Consider the following 16,843-nt stretch of genomic DNA (forward strand, 5'->3'; position numbering starts at 1 on the left):
GGAAATCCCGGTGATCTCCGCCAGTTGCTTGTTGGTCATTTCCGGGTTCCGGCCCCGGGCCTCCAGGACGACAGCCACGGTTTCCGCCCGCACCGTTTCCACCTCGGGCAGGTCAGCCGGCAACTCGGCCGGAACAGCAGCCAGGGCTTTCCGCGCCGCCGGGCGCGTGATTTCCGCCCGCCGTCCCGAGCTGATTTCCGGTTTCGCCTGTACCCGAGCCAAGGCCCGGCGGGCGCGGTCCAGCTCGCTGGCCACACTCTCGCGGGCCTCGGAGGCCGCCTGCGCCTCCTGCTCCGCGCGCACCCGCGCGGTGACCTGATGCTCGACGAACCGCTGCGCCTCAGCCAGCTGAGCCTGCAGCTCCCGCACCATCTCGTCCGCCGTGGCGGCCCGATCCTGCGCGGCCTGGTAGCCGCGTTCGGCCTGCTCAGCGGCCTCGGCACTCGCCCGCGTCTGCTCGTCAGCCGCCTGGACGGCCAAGGTCCGGGCAGTAGCGGCCCGGTCCGCGGCGTCGCGGGCCTCCGCCAACCTGCCCTCCGCCAGACGCTGTGCCTCAATCGCCTCCGTGGCCAGCCGCTGCGCAGCCTCGGCATCGGTGCGAGCGGAAATCTCGGCCTCGGCGCAGGTGGCGATTTCCGCCTCCTTGGCCGCCAAGGTTTCCGCCCGCGTTTCCGCCTCCGCCGCCGCCCGGGTTTCCGCCTCGGCCCGCGCGGTTTCCGCTTTCGCCCGCGCGGCGGTTTCCGCCTCGGCCCGCGCGGCTTCCGCCCGCGCCGTCGTTTCCGCTTCCGCCTGCGCCGCCTGAGCCGCGGCGGTTTCCGCCCGCGCCGCCCGGAGCTCTTCGGCCCGCCGCACGGTTTCCGCCTCCGCCGCGACTTCCTGCTCGGTGCGGCCGGTGAGGCTCTTGACCCGCACCACCACGATCGGCGCGATGCAGGCAACCGCGACCACCAGCCCCCACGGCACCTTCTCGCCGCCGTCGAGGTCGATAAAGACCGGGACCAGATGCACCGCGATCTGGCAGAAGATCATCAGGAGCATGCCGACGACCATGTCGACCCACCGACGACGGTGGAAAGCGGTGATCACGTAGACATCGAGCATCACCGGGAACATCCAGGCGATCTTCGGACTGAAATGCGCGAGGACCGCCAGGTCGAACTCGCCCCGGGCCGTCAGCACCACCGCCGCGGCCATCGCGATCCACGGCCCCCACGAGACACCAGCCACCCGCGCTTTCACCGGAGCACCCGCTCATCAACGACCCGGGCCAGACTGGCACCCAGTAGCTCCCGTGCGATCTCGTCCTCCGCGCACGACTGGTGACACGCATCGCCACGGCCGTCGCGCATCTTCGTAGCGGTATCGCAGACCCGGCAGGGCAACGATCGGTCAGGGTCGTAGTGCGTCGAGTCGGACCAATCCAGGCGTACCCGCACCCGTAGGGAGGCCATCAGCACACCTCCCCGCGTGCCCGCCGCCGCGCCCGTACCTGCTCCAGCAGCTGGCGGCCGTACGGGTCCAGATCGGCTTCGTCCACATCGATGGCGTGGGGGTGCCGGCGGTCGTCAACCCACCGGGCCAGACGGCCACCCGCGACCACACCGGCGACCAGGCCAACCGCGGCAACCGGCGATAGCAGCAGCACCTGCGGCACCTCACCGGCGTAATCCGCAGCCGCCCGGCCGGCCAGCACCGCCGCCGGAGCACCCGCCACCGCCACCACCGCCGCGACCCGTAGCGCCCGCGACCGCGCCGACATCACCGGTCGGGATGCCGTACGGCGAGACTCCCGCTCGTCATCGACCATCCGGCGCAGCTCGCCGGCATACCAGCCCGGCAACGCCGCCACCTCGGCCGCCCGCCGCTCCAACCCGGCGTCAGTCAACGCCGACAGACCCGCGCGGAACTGCGCCAACGCATCAGCCAAATCCAGGGCCGTGGAAGTCGTCATGCCGCACCATCCAGCACGTCAGCGAGCAGGTCCCGGTGGGCGATGCACACGGTGCCGCCGTAGACGGTGTCCAGGTGTGCCACGAGCGCCTGGTAGGTGTGGGCGAGCACCCACATGGCGCGGGTGTCGTCTTGGCCGACCACCTCGGGCATGCGCCTGGCGGCGGCGTAGGTGCCCACGTGCACACAGGACGGGACAGTCACCATCCACGCCTCGCCCCCGGCACGAAGATCGGGCACGTACCGGGGCGACAGAGTGCGCCACTGCATGTCGTCCAGGTGCAGTCCGGACGCGGCGTAGAGCTGGCGGAACGCGGCGTCTTGCGGGTCCTCGCCCAGGTCGACAGGTCCTCCAGGCAGCGCCCATCCGTGGTCGCCGGCGTGGTCGATCATGAGCAGCCAGCGCACGCCGTCGTCGGTGTGGGCGGTCACCAGGGCATCGGCATAGAGCCGCTCGCCCCAATGGCCGAGGTGGCCACGGCCGTACCGGATGCCGGTCGGCGGGGCCGGCGCGACGGTCGTCATGCCGTCACCCCCAACACACTGGTCAGAGCCGCCAGCTCCCGCAGCCGCAGCAACGGCCGCGACTCCACCTCCGGCAACTCAGTCAGCGGGCAGTGCTCCACCATCCCGTCCCCGCCCCGGGCCTTGACCTCGTACACAGCGGCATCCGCAGCAGCCAGTACCCGCGACCGCTCATCCCCAGCAGTCGCATGAACCGCACCGACACTGGCAGTCACCGTCACCGTCACGCCGGCGGCAACCTCGATCGGCGCGGCCAACACCGCGATGACCTCCGCCCCGAGCAGCTGCGCCAACGGAGCCGGCGACGGCGACACCAACACCAACTCGTCGCCACCAAGCCGGGCGACCACCGCGCCCTCGATACCGTCCAGCAACGTCGACAACCGACGGGCGACCTCCACCAGCAGCATGTCGCCGGCCGCATGCCCGTAGGCGTCGTTGACCTGCTTAAACCCGTCCAGGTCCACCAGGACCAGGTCGCAGGGCTCGGACTCCAGGTCAGCCAGGGCCCGGTTCAAGCCCGCCCGGTTGGCCAGGCCGGTCAGCGGATCCGTGACCGACCGACGGCGAGCCTCAGACAGCCGGCCCCGCAACCCGCGCACCTTGCGGACAGCCCACAGGTGCCCCAGCGCCGAGGCCGACACCGCAACGGGGACCAAAATCTCGGCGATCATCGGTCCACCTCCGAACCCGAACCGGTAGCCGTGGCGTATGCCTCGCGGACTTCCCGGGGTATCCGGCCCCGATCAGCAACCTGGTAGCCGTTGGCCTGTGCCCACTTCCGGATCGCAGCTCGCTCGCCCGCGCCCTGCCGGCGATTCCGCGACGATGCCGATGATTCGCGGCGGCCCGCACGCAGCTCCTGCCGCACCTCGGCCAGCCGGCTGGCCAGCGATGCCTCGTCCTCAGCCAACTTGCGGTGACGCGCCGCGGTGGCCTCCCGCTCCCGCCGCTGCGCCTCCTCAGCCGCCACGCGGTCGGTGAGTTCCTGCACCAGCCCGCCGATCTTCGCGGCGAGCTGCCGGGTTCGTGCGGCCTCGCTGCTGGCGCCAACACGCAGCAGCTCGTCCAGGCGGCCAACCTCGTGCTGTGCCGTGGTTTGTGGAGCTGGTGCACCAGGCCCAGCAGTCACCCGGATACCCATCGGCACTCGCTGCGCGGGTACAGCCGGAGTGCCGTTGGCTGGCGTCATCGTCACGGTGCTCATGCCGGCATCACCGCCGTCACAGGCAGCAGACCCCGCAGGGCCCGCAGGGCCTTGTGCTGGATGGCCTTGATCGTCGACGGAGTCTTGCCCAACACCTGAGCGGTTTCATCAATCGACATCTCCCGCAGGTACCGCAGCGTGATGCAGTCCCGCTGTACCGGACTCAGCTGCGCGATACCCTCCACCAGAGCCTCACGGGTCAGCCGCTGCACCGCCGCTGCCTCCGGGCTGGACACTTCGCCAGCAGGGACCGGGTCGCGGACCTCGGCCACCGGCCGCTCGCGGCGCTGATGCGACCGCTGGTAGTTGATAGTCAGGTTTCGGGCGATGGTGGTGACCCAACCGGCGAAGTCGCCATGCCGACGGAACGCCGGCAGGTTCCGCAACGCCCGCAGCCACGTCTCCGATGTCAGGTCCTCAGCAACCTGCAGGTCCAGGACCCGTCGGTAGACGAAACGGAACACCTGGTCGACATACCGGTCATAGACCAGTCCGAACGCCTCCGTGTCGCCAGCCTGCACCCGCGCCACCAGCGCAGACACGTCACCGTCATGGGGTTCTACCCCATGATTCCGGGCAGCACGTACCCTCATTACTGGCATCTGAGCCTCCTTGGTGGGATGCCGTGCGGCTTCGGCGGGGCCCAATCCCCGCCGGGGCCATTTCTGTGCCCACTGATAGGGCAATGGAAAGGTCAACCGGTCTGCATGCAGACCTATCGACGTGCGGCCCACGTTAGGTCCTCAATGCGTCACGGTCAAGGATTCTGTATGCAGACCTTCAAAGGTTTACGCTGTGACCCATGAGTACCGGCCCAACGGATGCGCGACCTATGCAAGTTCGCGTCGCCGACGACATCCGCCTGAAGATCGAGACGGGTACGTTAGGACCGAGTGATCAGCTCCCCACCCTGGACGAACTGGCGGCAGACCACCTGGTCAGCCTGGCAGTGGCACGTAAGGCAGTCGACCTGCTCAAACAGCAGGGGCTCGTCATCACGATCCAGGGCAAAGGCACGTTCGTCCGAGAGCGTCCGACCGCGCGCCGGCACGGCATCGACCGGTACGCCAAGAGCCGCTGGAGGTCTGGCCAGGCGATCTTGACAGCTGAGGCAGAGTTGCAGGGGCACAGAGCAGGCCAGCTAATCCGGGAACTCGCCGAGACAGCAGCACCAGCAGGCGTAGCTGAACGGTTCAAGATCCCCGTTGGCACTCCCGTGTGGGTTCGACGGCGGACAACGCTCGTAGATGATCGCCCCAACCAACTCGCCGACTCCTATTTCGAGCTGGACGTGGTCAACGGCACGCGGATCCGGGAGGACGACACCGGCCCTGGTGGCAGCTACGCCCGGCTGGAAGAGAGCGGTTTCGAGCTGGATGAGATCACCGAAGAGTGGTCCGTACGGATGCCCACGGGCCCAGAGAGCGCGGCGCTACGCCTGCCAGCGGGCACACCCGTAGTGGATCTGTTCCGAACAACATTCGACACCATGGGCCGGCCGGTCGAAGTCATGCTCGCGGTCATCGCGGGCGATATGGTCCAAATGTCATACCGGTTCAAGATCCCCGACTAAGGCGGCATGTGTCCATCACCTTTACGGCCGCCATGGAGGCAGCGCCGACCAGCACCAACGAAGACCGCTTCGCTGTCGGCGACGGGTGGGCCTTGGTCCTGGACGGCGCAGGCCGGTATCCCGGAGAGTCAGGGGGATGCGTGCATCCCGTCGCCTGGGTCGTCGAACGGCTCACTGCCCACCTCAGCGCTTGCCTACCCCACCCTGACCGGCCACTGACCACCATCGTTCGATCCGCGATCAAGGCCACCATGGCCGACCACGGACCCACGTGCGACATCACCGATCCACTGTCACCTGGAGCAACTGGCGCGGTAGCCCGCGTCGGCAAGGACCAGGTCGAGTGGCTGGTCCTCGGCGATGCCGCTGTGGTCATCGACCAAGGAGCCAACGGGTGCACAAGCATCGTCGACGATCGCGTGGATCACCTACCAGATGCACCCGTCGTGGAGGGCCGAGTACGTACCTACTCGCCGGCATACGTGGCGACGGTACGCAACCAACCAAACGGATTCTGGGTGCTCGGCGCCGTCCCTGACGCTGCTGACCATGCGCTCGTAGGGTCACTACCGCGTAGATCAGTCGACCAGGTGCTCCTCTGCTCAGATGGCGTCTCTCGACTGACCGAGCGGTACGCATGGACCTGGCGCGAGGTCTTCGACCTTCACGCGACCAGCGGGCCTGAGGCACTCATCCGCGCTGTCCGGACAGCCGAGCTAGACGATCCAAACCCTCGACGCTGGCGCGGCAAGCGCCATGACGACGCGACCGTCGTCGTCCTCAGAACCGACACCGGCAGCGACTGAGTTGAGGCCGGTCGTCCTGTCTAGTAAGCCACCGCGGGGGTACTCTGCGCGTGTGGCCCATACTCCCGAGACCGGCACCGACACTGCGGCGATGCTCGCGGCGGTGAACATCACCGTGACTGAAGAGGGTAAGCAGCGGGCTCGCCGGCGGCTGCGTGAGGCCCGTGAGCGGTGGACCCCCGAGCTGGACTCCGCGGTACGTGAGCAGCTGGGCCTGACCGACCGTACCGCCGCCTGACCGGCCGGCGCCCTCACGTGGAAGACGTCACGGTCCGGATCATCCTTGATACGAGCGCCATCGTGGCGTTCACGCGCGAGTCGATCGCTGTCGGCGAGATCATCGCTGAGGTAGCCGACGAGCCTGGGTGTGCGGTTGGCCTTCCGGTGCTGTGCCTCGCCGAGGCTGCCCGGGTAGCGGCCGATTCCACCCGCCTTGACCTGCTCGTCAACCACCAAGCCGCGCTCGTACTCACTCCCGATCCGGTGTCCTGGCGGGCTCTCGCGATCACCCACGACACGGTCGGTCGGCTGGACGCTGCCAGCGCGGTCCTGATCGCGATTGACCTTGGCTGCGACGTGCTCACCAGTCAGCCGGGCTTGTACGCCGGCCTCGCTGGCGGCGGCCCTATCATCAGCCTCTAACGAGAACCATAATTCGTACACATGTGCTATCCACATGTTGTGGATAGAAGTCCGGGGCGGGCCCGTCAACACCCGTAGGCGTGCTTGCCGACATCGCGGGTGCTACCGAAGTAAGGTTTCGGTATGACTGAGTTCCGTAAGTTGTCGATCAGTGTGCCTCCGGATGTGGCCGAGACCCTGGAGAGCCAGGGCAAGGGGCGGGCGAGCGCCTATGTGACGGGGGCGGTGCGTGCGCAGCGGGCGTGGGAGCAGTTCCGCGCCGAGCAGGCTCGGCGGGGCGTCGCCATCACTGAGGAGGGGATGGCGGCAGCTCGTGCGCGCCGGTACGGGGTGCAGGCCGAGTGGACGCCCGAGCGGTACGCCGCGCTGCAGCAGCAGGTGCGTGAGCACATGGAGCGCGGGTTGTCCGACGGCGACCAGCAGGCACCGGCCGCGTGAGCGCCGAGGACCAAGGGGCTCCGATCACTCTGGTGTTGGACCGGTCGGCGGTGCTGGCGTACGTGGCCGGGTCGATCCACGCTGTCGAGCCGGTAGCGGAGGTGGTCACCGATCGGCAGCGGGTAGGCGTCACCAGCGTCACCGTCGCCGAGGCCCTGGCGCTGCTGGCCGATCCGAAAGGCCGCGAAGACCTGCACGCGCTGCTGGGTATGGATGCCTGCGTGGTACTGCCGACCTGGGGCGAGGACTGGCTGGAGCTGGCCTACTGGCGCCAGGTCACCAGCCGCGCCGACCTGGCCACGACGGTACGGGCAGCGCTGGAACATCAAGCGTCGATCCTGACCAGCGAGGGGCACCGCTACGGCGACGGCCTACCCGTCATCCACATGCCTGGATGAGAGCCGGTGACAGGGTGTCGGTCGGTTCGGGGTCTGGGCCGTAAGCTGCCCGGAGAACTGGGGAAGACTTCGGCGACGACAACGGACCTGTCTTTTGAGTGAACGTGCTAGCGCAGGGCCTGAGGCGCTGCGCCCCAAGTATGTCCAGCTCAGCCGTCAGCAGCAGAGTGCCCTCGATGAGGTGGCGCGGGAGCTGATGGACGCTCGGACGCGCACGGGCGGGCAGCGCATCACGGCGAATACCTTGATCCGTATCGCGGTGGACGCGTTGCTGGCCCAGCGGTCGGCGTTGGTCGGCGATGACGAGGCGGCGCTGCGGGAGGCGTATTTCCGCGCGCTGGGTATCCAGGACTCCACGGTCGGCTGATGGTCTCCTTCGTCCGCCACGTGTCGTCACCGGGTCTACCGGCGGTACCCGACCCGGATCAGTTCTTGGCTCAGGTGCCGCTGGCGTGGGTGATCCCTGGTGTTCTGGGGGGTCTGGTCTTGCTGGTGGTGATCGTCGTCAGGTTGCGCCCGGCGCCGCCGGGGCACGCGACGAGTCACGATCTGCGCGCCGAGATGTCGGCGCGCTCGGCGCGGCAGCTGCTGCCGCAGACGCGGCCGTCGTTGGTCGGCCAGAAGGTCGCGGTCACTGAGTACGCCGTGCGGATCGGTCGAGCGGTGGCGCCGCGGCGCGGTGTTTACGGCACGCCCGAGGACACGTACCTGATCATCGGTCCGCCGGGGGCGTACAAGACGACCTGGCTGGACAACGTCATCGCCGACGCTCCGGGGCCGGTCATCCACACCAGCACCAAAGTCGCCGACCATTTGAGCACGGTTGATCTGCGCGAACAGGTTGGTCCGGTCTACCGGTTCAACCCGTCGCTGCTCGGCGGGCTGTCGAACACTCTGCAGTGGTCGCCGATCGATGGTTGCGAGGTGCCGCGCGTGGCCATCGACCGCGCCGGCTACCTGTTGTACGGCGCCCGTACGAGCGGCGACGCCCCGCTGGAGGAGTTCTTCCGCTCCACTGCGAATGAGGTGCTGCGGGCGTACCTGCACGCCGCGGCGCTGGGCGGCCAGAGCATGGCCGACGTGTACCGCTGGGTGGGCGACCCGGACAACACCGAGGCCCTGGTGCTGCTGCAGCACCACGAGGCTGACCCGGCCTGGATCTCGACCCTGCAGGCCCGGCAGAGCGTCACCGATCGCACCCGTGACGGCATCTACACCACCCTTGGTACGGCGTTGTCCTGGCTGGCTGACCCGGACGTGATGCGGGCGGTCACGCCCGCGCCCGGGGCCCCGCGGTTCGACGCGGAGGCGTTCCTACGCAGCAAGGGCACCCTCTACCTGATCGCGGAGGAGTCCGGTACGGGCGTGGGGATCTCGCCGCTGTTCGTCGCGCTCACCGCGCACCTTGTTGACGCCTCCAGGCAGGTCGCCGCCGCCATGCCAGGACGCCGTCTCGATCCGTACCTGACGCTGGCGCTCGACGAGATGGCCAACATCTGCCCGGTCCCTGTCGATCGGTGGATCGCCCAGCTGCGCGCGCTCGGGGTGATGCTGCTCGGCGCGATCCAGTCCAAGTCGCAGCTGCGCGCCCGGTGGGGCGAGGCGGGTGCCAGCACGATCTGGAACGCGGCGGCCTGGACGCTGATCCTGCGCGGTATCAAGGACGCCGACGACCTGGAGAGCCTGTCGAAGGCGTGCGGTGACTACCCCAAACGCAGCCGCAGCAGCTCGCATGGCCCCCACGGCACCACCTCGTCGACGAGCACGCAGGATGTGCCCACCATGCCCCCGGGCAAGATCCGCATGTTGGGCCGGCGCCGGATCCTGGCCCTGTACCGGGGCTCACCGCCGGTCCTGATCGTGGTGCGTGGGCTGTGGATGCGCCGTGACATCCGCAAACGTCGCCGCGCTATCCAAACGCTGGGCGCCTCGACGCCGAGACCCTCGGCTGTTGACGTACCCGATTCGGCCGTGCGGGAGACGGTATGAGCCGCGACGACCTGGCGAGTCAAGTGCTCACGCTGGCTCAGGACCTCAGCCGGATACAGGACCAACTGCGGGAGGTCACGCCGCGGCTGGATGCAGTGCCCGGTCTGGCGGCGGCCGTCGAGCGGCTGTCGCACCAGCTGGCGCAGCCTTCTGGCGACAAGCCAGACCCGTCCCCGTCCCTGTGGGATTGGACGACGATGTCCCGCCAGGCCGCCGATGACGCCTGGCAGGAACTGGTGGAGTGGGTCACCGACGTGCTCGGCGGCTACTACGGCGTGGTCGGTGGCACAGCCAAGATCGGCCGCGGGATCCCCACCTGCTGGTACCGGCATTGGGACCTGGTCCTGGAACTGTCGTGGCTGTGCCAGGACTGGAAGGCCGTCTTCCAGCACGAGGCGAACAACACCTACCGCGCCGGCGAGTGGCACGACCGGTGGCTGCCCGGCGTGCTGGGGCGGGTGGCTGACTCGAGCGCCGGCCGCTGTAGGGCGCAGCACGTCGACCCGCCCGTACCGTCGCGCGGTGTGGTCGACAACGCCGACGACCTGCGCCGCGTCATCGCCGCCGACCTCGCCACCCGACCAGACCATTCCACCATCAACTGACATAAAGGGCCGTGGGAGGAGGCGAAATGGCAACGACGTGGCGATGCCAACGTGATGGCCGTGACCGGATCTACGTGGTAGGCGACGACGACGTCACGCTCGGGTACGTGGACGTACAGACGAACACGCAGCAGCTGACTCGGCTAGACCGAGCAGCAGAGTTCTATGAAGCGCTAGCCGCGTGGCGACTACGTGCGGGAATGGAACGGGAATACACCGACGAGGAACTGGCCGGGTTGGTGTGTGTCGAGTGCGGCGTGGAATACCGGGTTGAGGACCATTCACACGTCGCGGTGCCGACATTCGAGCCCGGCAGCTTGGCCTGCTCCGAGTTATGGCAGCTGGTGGCGTGTGAGGGTGACTGCGCGCTACGGCAGTCGGCGGCGCGACGGGGCATGTCTCCGTACGTCGAGCCCCCACCGTTAGCCGAACGAATTGCGGCATGGGACTCCCGATAGCAGGGGTCGCGTCTGTCGCTGATCCCGGTCGGGCTGCCTGTGCCTGACTTCGCCCGGCCGGGCCCGTGCAACCGGGACAACGACCTAGAGGAAGGTAGGGGCATCAGCGTGAGCACTGGCCCAGTCGATGTGAAGGCACACCTCAGCGGCGCTGATCACGTGGTCGACGCGTTGCCGTGGCGCGTTGGCCGCACGGATGCCCAAGCCAAACGGGCCCGGGGACGAGCCTCCGCGCTCGCCCACCAGATCGCCGCGCTACTGGCCAACGGGTGGAGCCCGGACGAGGTCCGCGATGCCTTAGCATCCGCCGACGGTGCCGCTGACGCCCCGGACGCCGCCGCACAGGAACGACTGTGGAGGGCAGCACTCAAACGCGCCAAGAACACCCGGATCACGCCCGTAGTTCCCTAATGCACGGCGTGCCCGCCTCGGGCCCTTCAGTTACTCCGGCCACTGCCAGTTGTCGGGCAGGGCGAACGACGCCGACCCGGTGACCCACGTCAACGCGTGCTCGGCGCCGGTGGCGTACCGGCGCTCGACCGGCCGTCGGATTGAGGCTCCGCCGTCGCTGATCGCCTCGGCCGCGGCGTACGCCTCCTGGGCTACTGTCGCCCGGGTAACCGGCGGCTCGGTCTCTCGTCCGGTGATGGGTGCCTGTTGTCGCTGTCCGAGCACCCATCTCAGGCCATCGACCACGCCGGCGATGTACTGCCGACCGCCGATGCTCTCCTCGGTGTAGTACGACTGCGGTATCCACGCGATCAGCGCGCTGGTCTCCTCCGGACTACGCATCGGCTCACCCCCGTTCCAGCGTCGGGCCTCGGTCGGCCTGGCGTGTCTGCGCCTCACGGGCCCGGTACGCGGCGGCGGAGCGCCGCGCGTCGTCTGCCTCCCGGTCGGCCTGCTCAGCGTCGCGCTGCTGCAGGTAGGCGCGGGCGCGGTCCAGCTGCGCCGTCAGGGTAGCGACAGCGGCTGACAAGTCCCTGCTGGCCGGTGTCACCTCGTTGACCGGGACACGCTGCGCGGGGACGAGGTTGGTGCTGCGCGCGGTGTTCGGAGGCTGAGTCATCGGCGCGGCCTTCCGGGTGGGCTGTTCGCCCGCGTCGACCTGGCGGCGGGCCAGCTCGACGCGGGCGGCGTCGGCGTTGGTGCGGATGGGCTCGGTGTCGGAGTACCACGCCTGTCGGGCCTGGTGGATCTCGACGAGTATGGCGGCGCGGTGCTGCATCTGCTGCGCCAGCTGCGCGTAGGAGCGGGCGCGGCTGGTCAACTGCGGCACCTGGTCAGGGTCGTCGGCCTGTTCCGCCTCGGCGCGGGTGATGGTGGCGCGCTCGGCGTAGTCGAGCGCCGCGGTAGACATCTGACGCATCTCGTCAGCCACGTAGTCCGGGGCCCACGACTGCGCCCGCTCGTAGCGGGCGATCCACGCGCGCAGCTGGGCGTCGCTGGCCTCGGCGACGTGCCGATGCTCCTCGGGGTTGCCCAGCGCCGCGAACGCCGCTTCCCACGCCGCCCGCTGCTCGACCGCGCCCCGGGCCGGCGCCGCCCCGATGACCGTCCCGGCAGCGTCAACGCCGTACAGCTCGCGGTAGGCGGCCACTGTGGCGGCGCGTGCGGTCCACTGCGCCCGCGCGATGACGTCCTCGGGGACCGGCCCCAGCCGGTCGATCGCCCACGTCGGCGGCTGTTCGGCCGCCGCCTCGCCCAGCTGCACCTGGCGGGCCTGCATCGCCTCGGCCACCTGCCGCAGGTAGTCGCCCACCTCGCCGGGCAGCTGCGGAGTCCGCTCCCGCCAGTCAGCGCCGGCCGGCGCCCGCTCCGGCTCACGCCCGGCCACGGTCTGCTCGACACGCCAGTTCAGCAGCGCGCCCAGCTCCCGGGCGTCGCCCACCGACCGCGGGTCGCCGATCGCCTCGCGCAGCACCGCGGCCGGTTCATGCCCGCGCAGCTGCGCCTCCCGGACACGTCGATACAGCGGGTCGGCGGCTTCGGCGTCGAGCCGGGCCACCGCGTGCGGGCCGAGGATGCCGGCGATGATCTGCCGGCAGTCGGCCTGGTGGCGCTCACCGATGACGTCGGCCCAGATCGGGGCCAGCGCCGGCAGCGACTCGTGGTGGTCCAGTCCGGCCCGCAGCACTTCCACCGCGGACCGCTCGGCCGTCTCGTGCCCGAGGATGCGCGCCATCTCCGTGATGGGGTGCGAGTCTGTGACCTCCAGCTGATGCTCGTCGCCTGCCAGCTGGGTGACCACGAAGGCGCGGTTGAGGTACCGGCCGCGGGTCAACCCGACGTATGCGGCCTCCCGGGAGGTCATCGCCTCGGCCAGCAGGTACCCGTGCTCGACGGTGCGGCCCTGGGTGGCGTGGGTCGTGCCGGCGTAGCCGAGCGCCACGTGCTGCATGTAGTCGGCGGGCAGCCTCACCACGCCACCCCGCTGGTCGCCGGTGACGTGCTGGACGGTCAGCGACCCGTCACGGCCGCGGCCGGTCACCTGGTAGAGCCGCCGGTTGATCACCGGCAAGCCGGCGCTGTCGACCAATGACGCCTCGTTCGCTCGGGTCTGCACCAGGTCCCCGACGCCGGCGACGTTGCCCCCGAGGACACGCACGCCGCCGTCCTCGACTCGACCCAGCCGCACCAGCTCGGCGCGGATCTGCGCCGACAACTCGTCAGCGCGCTCGTTGGTGGAGGCCACCACGACCGCCTGTCTGCCGGCCAGCACGTCGGCCACGTACGCGCGGGTGACCGCCTCGGTCATCTCCTCCAGCGTGCCTCCGGCGAGCCGGCCGTGCTGGTCGTAGGCGGCCAACGCCGCCGGGTTGCCCTCGCGTAGCTGCAGCGACGCCTCGGCCTCCCACTGCCGGATCGTCCCGTCCCGGTCCCGGAACCGGCGCACCGTGGACAGCTCGTACGCCTGGGTCTCACGCACGATCAGCCGGAACCCGCCGCCCGCGCCGACCGCGCCGATCTGCGCCGGGTCACCGACCGGGACCACCTTCGCCCCCGCCGTCTCGGCGATCTGGCTGATCTGCCGGAAATGCTCGTGGTTGACCATGCCGGCCTCGTCCACGATCAGCAGGTCCCCCGCCCGCACGGCGAACCGCGCACGGTCGGCCGGGCTCCCGACACCACGCGCGTGCAGCAGGAACCGCTCGATGTTCGTGGCCGTCGCCACGCCCTCCTCGCGCAGCACCGCCGCGGCGACATTGGACGTGGTCAACCCGATCACCCGGGCGCCGACGTGCTCCTCCCACGCCCGGGTGATCACGCCCTGGACGTAGGACTTACCCGCGCCGGCCGGGCCGACCACCGGCGACATGCGCCGGCCGTCGCCGAGCACGCCGCGCACCACGGCGGCCTGGTCGTCAACGAGCCCCGCCGCCTCGATGACCGCCTCGATCGTGTCGCGTTGCACCACCGGCGCCCCGCCGGCCTGCGCCCGCACCAGCAGCCGCTGCTCCTCGCTGAGCTGCGCGGCCGTGGCGTACCGCTCGTCACGGCCGGGCCGGTAGACGCTACGGCCGTCGGACTCACGCCGCAGCTGCTGCGGCGGGGAGATCAGCTCGAACCCGTCGACCTGCACCACCTCGTACTCCCCGGACAGGGCCTCGTCGGCAAGGATGTCCAGCAGCTGCGCCACGTCCGTGCCCACGTCCAGGCGCTCCGGCAGATGCCACCGCAGCGCCTGGATCAGCTCGGCGCGAGTCCAGCTGGCCCGGTCGCGCTGCACCTGGGCGACCGCCGCGGTGATGACCGCGGCGCGGTCCCACTCCGCGACCTCCTGGCCGCCGTGCTCCCGGCGGCGGGCCACACCCGCGGCCTCAGCCCGCTGCGCCAGCTCGGCGTGGCTGGCCGCCTGCCGGCGCGCGGCCATCTGCTCCCACCGGCCGATCAGCTCCTCCAGCGGCACCGACGCTTCCTTACCGCGGCGGGTGTGCAGCGCGGCCGTCTCACTCATCAGCGTGAGCAGGTACGGGCTCGGCTCGGCGCCGTCGTGGCTGTCGCGGTACGCCTGCACATACTCGGCGAGCTTGCCGGTCGTCTCCCGCCGCCGCGTCGACCACGCGTCACGCTCCTCGGCGGTGATACCGATAAGCTCCCGCGACCTGCCGTCCGGGCGCAGCTCAAACTCCACCGGCCGCGCCGCGGTGATGCGCTCTTCCAGAGTGCGCTCGTAGACCGCCGCCGCGGCCGGCCGGGCCTTGTGCAACGCCCGGGAGTCCAACGTGCGCCACACCACCGTCCCGTCCACATCGACCGTGCGGACCCGGTTGAGGATCGTCGCGTGGCTGTGCAGCTGCGGCTCTCCCGCCCTGCTCGTGTGGTGCACGAAGTCCGCGCCGATCCAGTCCCGGGCGTCCACGTAACGCCCGACACTGGCCCGGCCGTCAACGCTGCGGCCGTGGTAGCCGGCCCGGGAGTATCCCGCCTCCCCCTGCAGCCACTCCACCGCCGCGGCGACCGCAGCCCGATGGGCGTCGAGCACCTGCGCGGCCTCCTCGCGCCGCCCAGCCGCCAGCAGACCCGCGTGGTAGAGCGACACCGACTTCTGCGCCGAAAACGTCAGATCGAAATACCCGACAGGCTGGCGCTGCGTGCGCAGCACCTCCTGCTCGATCTGCGCCCGCCGGTCCGGCCCCGCGTCCGGCTCCGCCGCCAACCGCTCAGCCAGCCGCTGCTCCACCGGCCGGAACCGCCGCGGCGCCCGCCCCAACCGGACAACCTCCAACGCCTCACCCAGATACTGCTTGGCCTCATCACCGTCCAGCCCCAAAGCCTGAATCTCATCAGCGGCACGGGCCTCGACCCGCCGATACACGGCCGGGTCACACAACTGCCCAAACAAAATCAGGTAGTCACTCTTCGCAACCTGCGCGCCAACCTGGAAACCGACCGACTCCACCCCGACGCCGATCCACCGCGCATCCGAACCACCGTCGGTGTAGTACGCCTCCCGACTCTGATCCTGACTCTCATGCTGCGCGCACTCCCACGGATACCGCGCGCCGGCAAGGCCGGCGGAGACAGCGGTAATACGCAACACGTCGACGATCATAACTCAAACAAGATCCAGAACATTAGTAATGCCTTGGTGTGTAAGAACTTTCTCGGTACTGAGAGGCGTCGGATGGTCGCGCTCGACTGGTGGGGAAGCGTCGGCGACAGGAGGGTTAAGCCTTGAAGTTCAAGAGTTAAGCGGTGAGAATCTGCCTCTGGCGGTATCGCGGGATTTCGATCGCTTCTGCTGGGCGATCCAGAGCCCAGCATCTACTGCGACCGATCGTTACGCTGCGCTGCCGCAGGCATGCGCTGAGCGCCGACGCGAAGAACGCTTGTAAGTTTCTCCACTGTCGGCCAGTCCAAACGGGGGATTGTCATTGAGTACAGAAGCGCAGCGGCTGCTTCCCGTGCCGCCGGTGTGGGCCGTTGACCCGAGCGAGTTGGGTCTTGGCGTGCTCGTGCCGGTGATCGGGGCGCACCCGCAGGCTGGGGCCTCGGGGGTGGCGTTGACGCTGGCGGACACGGCTGCCGCCGCCGGCGCGCGGGTGCTGCTGATCGATTGCGCGGATCCTGCCCGCTCGGGGCTGGCGGGAGTCTGCCAGCGGGAGGGCCGGTCGGTGGCCACGGGCGAGGGTAAGGCGTCGATCCGCCTCGCCGCGAGGGCGACGGCGCGCGGCGCACTGGACGTGCGCCGTCTGGTGAGCATGGGTACGCCGCTGCTCGCCGACGCTGTGCCCCGGGTCCATGCGTGGGTGGCCGCCGCTGCCGGGGAGTTCGACCTGACCGTGGTTGACGTGGGCTGGGACGTGTGGCGGCTGATGATGCCGTCGTCTCCGATGGGCGCTCTGGCGTGGTGTGCCGGGAATCCGGTGTCCACCTACCCGGTGCTGGTCGCACGGTCCACGATGGCGTCTACCGCGTTGGCGGAGGTGCTGCTCACTCGCTACCAGGTCGGCGAGCAGTTGGGGATGCTGACTCCTGTGCGGCGGGTCGTCGCGCTGGGCGCGGCCAGCTGGCCGACGCAGGTCCGCAGTAGCCTCGGCCGCCTGATGTGCCAGGTCCGCGACCCTGCGGTGTTCGCGCCGCTCAGCCCGGAACACGTGGTGTCCGGGTGGGGCACTACGGCTGCTCCCGCCGAGTCTGTGCCCGCTGCCTCCACGCTCCTTCACGGCCTGGGCGGGCACCTGGCCGACCTCATCGCCCCACCGGCCGCGCCGAAGCGTCGCCGATTCCCGCTGTCTCGGTAAGCCT

The 16,843-nt window shown here is 69.8% G+C and carries 21 protein-coding genes; 12 read left to right on the forward strand and 9 right to left on the reverse strand.

What is annotated here, in order from left to right; genetic code table 11:
* From SALPAC6_RS0124730 to SALPAC6_RS0124760, 7 genes are all read right to left on the reverse strand, one after another.
* A partial coding sequence (locus tag SALPAC6_RS0124730; RefSeq protein ID WP_026190064.1) for a hypothetical protein occupies positions 1–1,194 on the reverse strand: 1,194 nt, incomplete at its 3' end.
* A 41-nt stretch (positions 1,195–1,235) separates the two neighbouring features.
* Positions 1,236–1,451, reverse strand: coding sequence for a hypothetical protein (locus tag SALPAC6_RS0124735; protein ID WP_018255982.1), 216 nt, complete (start codon positions 1,449–1,451; stop codon positions 1,236–1,238).
* Complete coding sequence (locus SALPAC6_RS0124740; RefSeq protein ID WP_018255983.1) at positions 1,451–1,951, reverse strand: hypothetical protein; 501 nt, start codon at positions 1,949–1,951, stop codon at positions 1,451–1,453. Before SALPAC6_RS0124740 ends, SALPAC6_RS0124735 begins: the two co-directional genes overlap by 1 nt.
* On the reverse strand, positions 1,948–2,475 hold the full coding sequence (locus SALPAC6_RS26810; RefSeq protein WP_018255984.1) for an NUDIX domain-containing protein: 528 nt from the start codon (positions 2,473–2,475) through the stop codon (positions 1,948–1,950). The genes SALPAC6_RS0124740 and SALPAC6_RS26810 overlap by 4 nt, the downstream gene beginning before the upstream one ends.
* The gene (locus tag SALPAC6_RS0124750) at positions 2,472–3,149 is read right to left on the reverse strand and encodes a GGDEF domain-containing protein (RefSeq protein WP_018255985.1); all 678 of its coding nucleotides are present in this window, start codon (positions 3,147–3,149) and stop codon (positions 2,472–2,474) included. Before SALPAC6_RS0124750 ends, SALPAC6_RS26810 begins: the two co-directional genes overlap by 4 nt.
* Positions 3,146–3,682 (reverse strand): Lsr2 family DNA-binding protein, encoded by a 537-nt coding sequence (locus SALPAC6_RS0124755; RefSeq protein ID WP_018255986.1) that lies wholly within the window; start codon positions 3,680–3,682, stop codon positions 3,146–3,148. Before SALPAC6_RS0124755 ends, SALPAC6_RS0124750 begins: the two co-directional genes overlap by 4 nt.
* Positions 3,679–4,224: an RNA polymerase sigma factor gene (locus SALPAC6_RS0124760; protein WP_018255987.1), complete on the reverse strand. Its 546-nt coding sequence runs from the start codon at positions 4,222–4,224 to the stop codon at positions 3,679–3,681. The genes SALPAC6_RS0124755 and SALPAC6_RS0124760 overlap by 4 nt, the downstream gene beginning before the upstream one ends.
* A gap of 290 nt (positions 4,225–4,514) precedes the next feature.
* Here SALPAC6_RS0124760 and SALPAC6_RS0124765 point away from each other — a divergent pair, with 290 nt between their 5' ends.
* The 11 genes from SALPAC6_RS0124765 to SALPAC6_RS0124815 all read left to right on the forward strand — a co-directional run bounded on the left by SALPAC6_RS0124765 (position 4,515) and on the right by SALPAC6_RS0124815 (position 11,002).
* On the forward strand, positions 4,515–5,255 hold the full coding sequence (locus tag SALPAC6_RS0124765; protein ID WP_018255988.1) for a GntR family transcriptional regulator: 741 nt from the start codon (positions 4,515–4,517) through the stop codon (positions 5,253–5,255).
* A gap of 8 nt (positions 5,256–5,263) precedes the next feature.
* Positions 5,264–6,061 carry a protein phosphatase 2C domain-containing protein gene (locus SALPAC6_RS0124770; RefSeq protein ID WP_018255989.1) on the forward strand — a complete coding sequence of 266 codons (798 nt, stop codon included), beginning with the start codon at positions 5,264–5,266 and terminating at the stop codon, positions 6,059–6,061.
* Positions 6,062–6,113: 52 nt separating this feature from the next.
* Positions 6,114–6,299 (forward strand): hypothetical protein, encoded by a 186-nt coding sequence (locus SALPAC6_RS26815; RefSeq protein ID WP_018255990.1) that lies wholly within the window; start codon positions 6,114–6,116, stop codon positions 6,297–6,299.
* Between the two features lie 62 nt (positions 6,300–6,361).
* Positions 6,362–6,703 carry a hypothetical protein gene (locus SALPAC6_RS0124780; RefSeq protein WP_223874474.1) on the forward strand — a complete coding sequence of 114 codons (342 nt, stop codon included), beginning with the start codon at positions 6,362–6,364 and terminating at the stop codon, positions 6,701–6,703.
* 123 nt (positions 6,704–6,826) lie between these two features.
* A complete protein-coding gene (locus SALPAC6_RS0124785; protein WP_018255992.1) occupies positions 6,827–7,141 on the forward strand; it encodes a hypothetical protein in 315 nt (104 codons plus the stop codon).
* Positions 7,138–7,539, forward strand: coding sequence for a hypothetical protein (locus SALPAC6_RS0124790; RefSeq protein ID WP_018252742.1), 402 nt, complete (start codon positions 7,138–7,140; stop codon positions 7,537–7,539). Before SALPAC6_RS0124785 ends, SALPAC6_RS0124790 begins: the two co-directional genes overlap by 4 nt.
* 94 nt (positions 7,540–7,633) lie before the next feature.
* Positions 7,634–7,906, forward strand: a complete 273-nt coding sequence (locus tag SALPAC6_RS0124795; RefSeq protein ID WP_018255993.1) for a hypothetical protein — start codon at positions 7,634–7,636, stop codon at positions 7,904–7,906.
* Positions 7,906–9,528: a type IV secretory system conjugative DNA transfer family protein gene (locus SALPAC6_RS0124800; protein ID WP_018255994.1), complete on the forward strand. Its 1,623-nt coding sequence runs from the start codon at positions 7,906–7,908 to the stop codon at positions 9,526–9,528. The genes SALPAC6_RS0124795 and SALPAC6_RS0124800 overlap by 1 nt, the downstream gene beginning before the upstream one ends.
* The gene (locus SALPAC6_RS0124805; protein ID WP_018255995.1) at positions 9,525–10,133 is read left to right on the forward strand and encodes a hypothetical protein; all 609 of its coding nucleotides are present in this window, start codon (positions 9,525–9,527) and stop codon (positions 10,131–10,133) included. Before SALPAC6_RS0124800 ends, SALPAC6_RS0124805 begins: the two co-directional genes overlap by 4 nt.
* 26 nt (positions 10,134–10,159) lie before the next feature.
* Complete coding sequence (locus tag SALPAC6_RS0124810; protein ID WP_018255996.1) at positions 10,160–10,591, forward strand: hypothetical protein; 432 nt, start codon at positions 10,160–10,162, stop codon at positions 10,589–10,591.
* 108 nt (positions 10,592–10,699) lie between these two features.
* Entirely contained in the window at positions 10,700–11,002 is a 303-nt protein-coding gene (locus SALPAC6_RS0124815) for a hypothetical protein (RefSeq protein WP_026190066.1), read from the forward strand.
* 30 nt (positions 11,003–11,032) lie between these two features.
* Here the strand turns inward: SALPAC6_RS0124815 and SALPAC6_RS0124820 are convergent, their stop codons facing one another.
* The gene (locus SALPAC6_RS0124820; protein WP_018255998.1) at positions 11,033–11,383 is read right to left on the reverse strand and encodes a hypothetical protein; all 351 of its coding nucleotides are present in this window, start codon (positions 11,381–11,383) and stop codon (positions 11,033–11,035) included.
* Between the two features lie 4 nt (positions 11,384–11,387).
* On the reverse strand, positions 11,388–15,635 hold the full coding sequence (gene mobF / locus SALPAC6_RS0124825; RefSeq protein WP_223874475.1) for a MobF family relaxase: 4,248 nt from the start codon (positions 15,633–15,635) through the stop codon (positions 11,388–11,390).
* Positions 15,636–15,969: 334 nt separating this feature from the next.
* Here mobF and SALPAC6_RS0124830 point away from each other — a divergent pair, with 334 nt between their 5' ends.
* The gene (locus tag SALPAC6_RS0124830) at positions 15,970–16,839 is read left to right on the forward strand and encodes a hypothetical protein (RefSeq protein WP_223874370.1); all 870 of its coding nucleotides are present in this window, start codon (positions 15,970–15,972) and stop codon (positions 16,837–16,839) included.
* Positions 16,840–16,843: the final 4 nt, after the last annotated feature.

This window comes from Salinispora mooreana, from assembly GCF_000379065.1.
Classification (GTDB): Bacteria; Actinomycetota; Actinomycetes; order Mycobacteriales; family Micromonosporaceae; genus Micromonospora; species Micromonospora mooreana.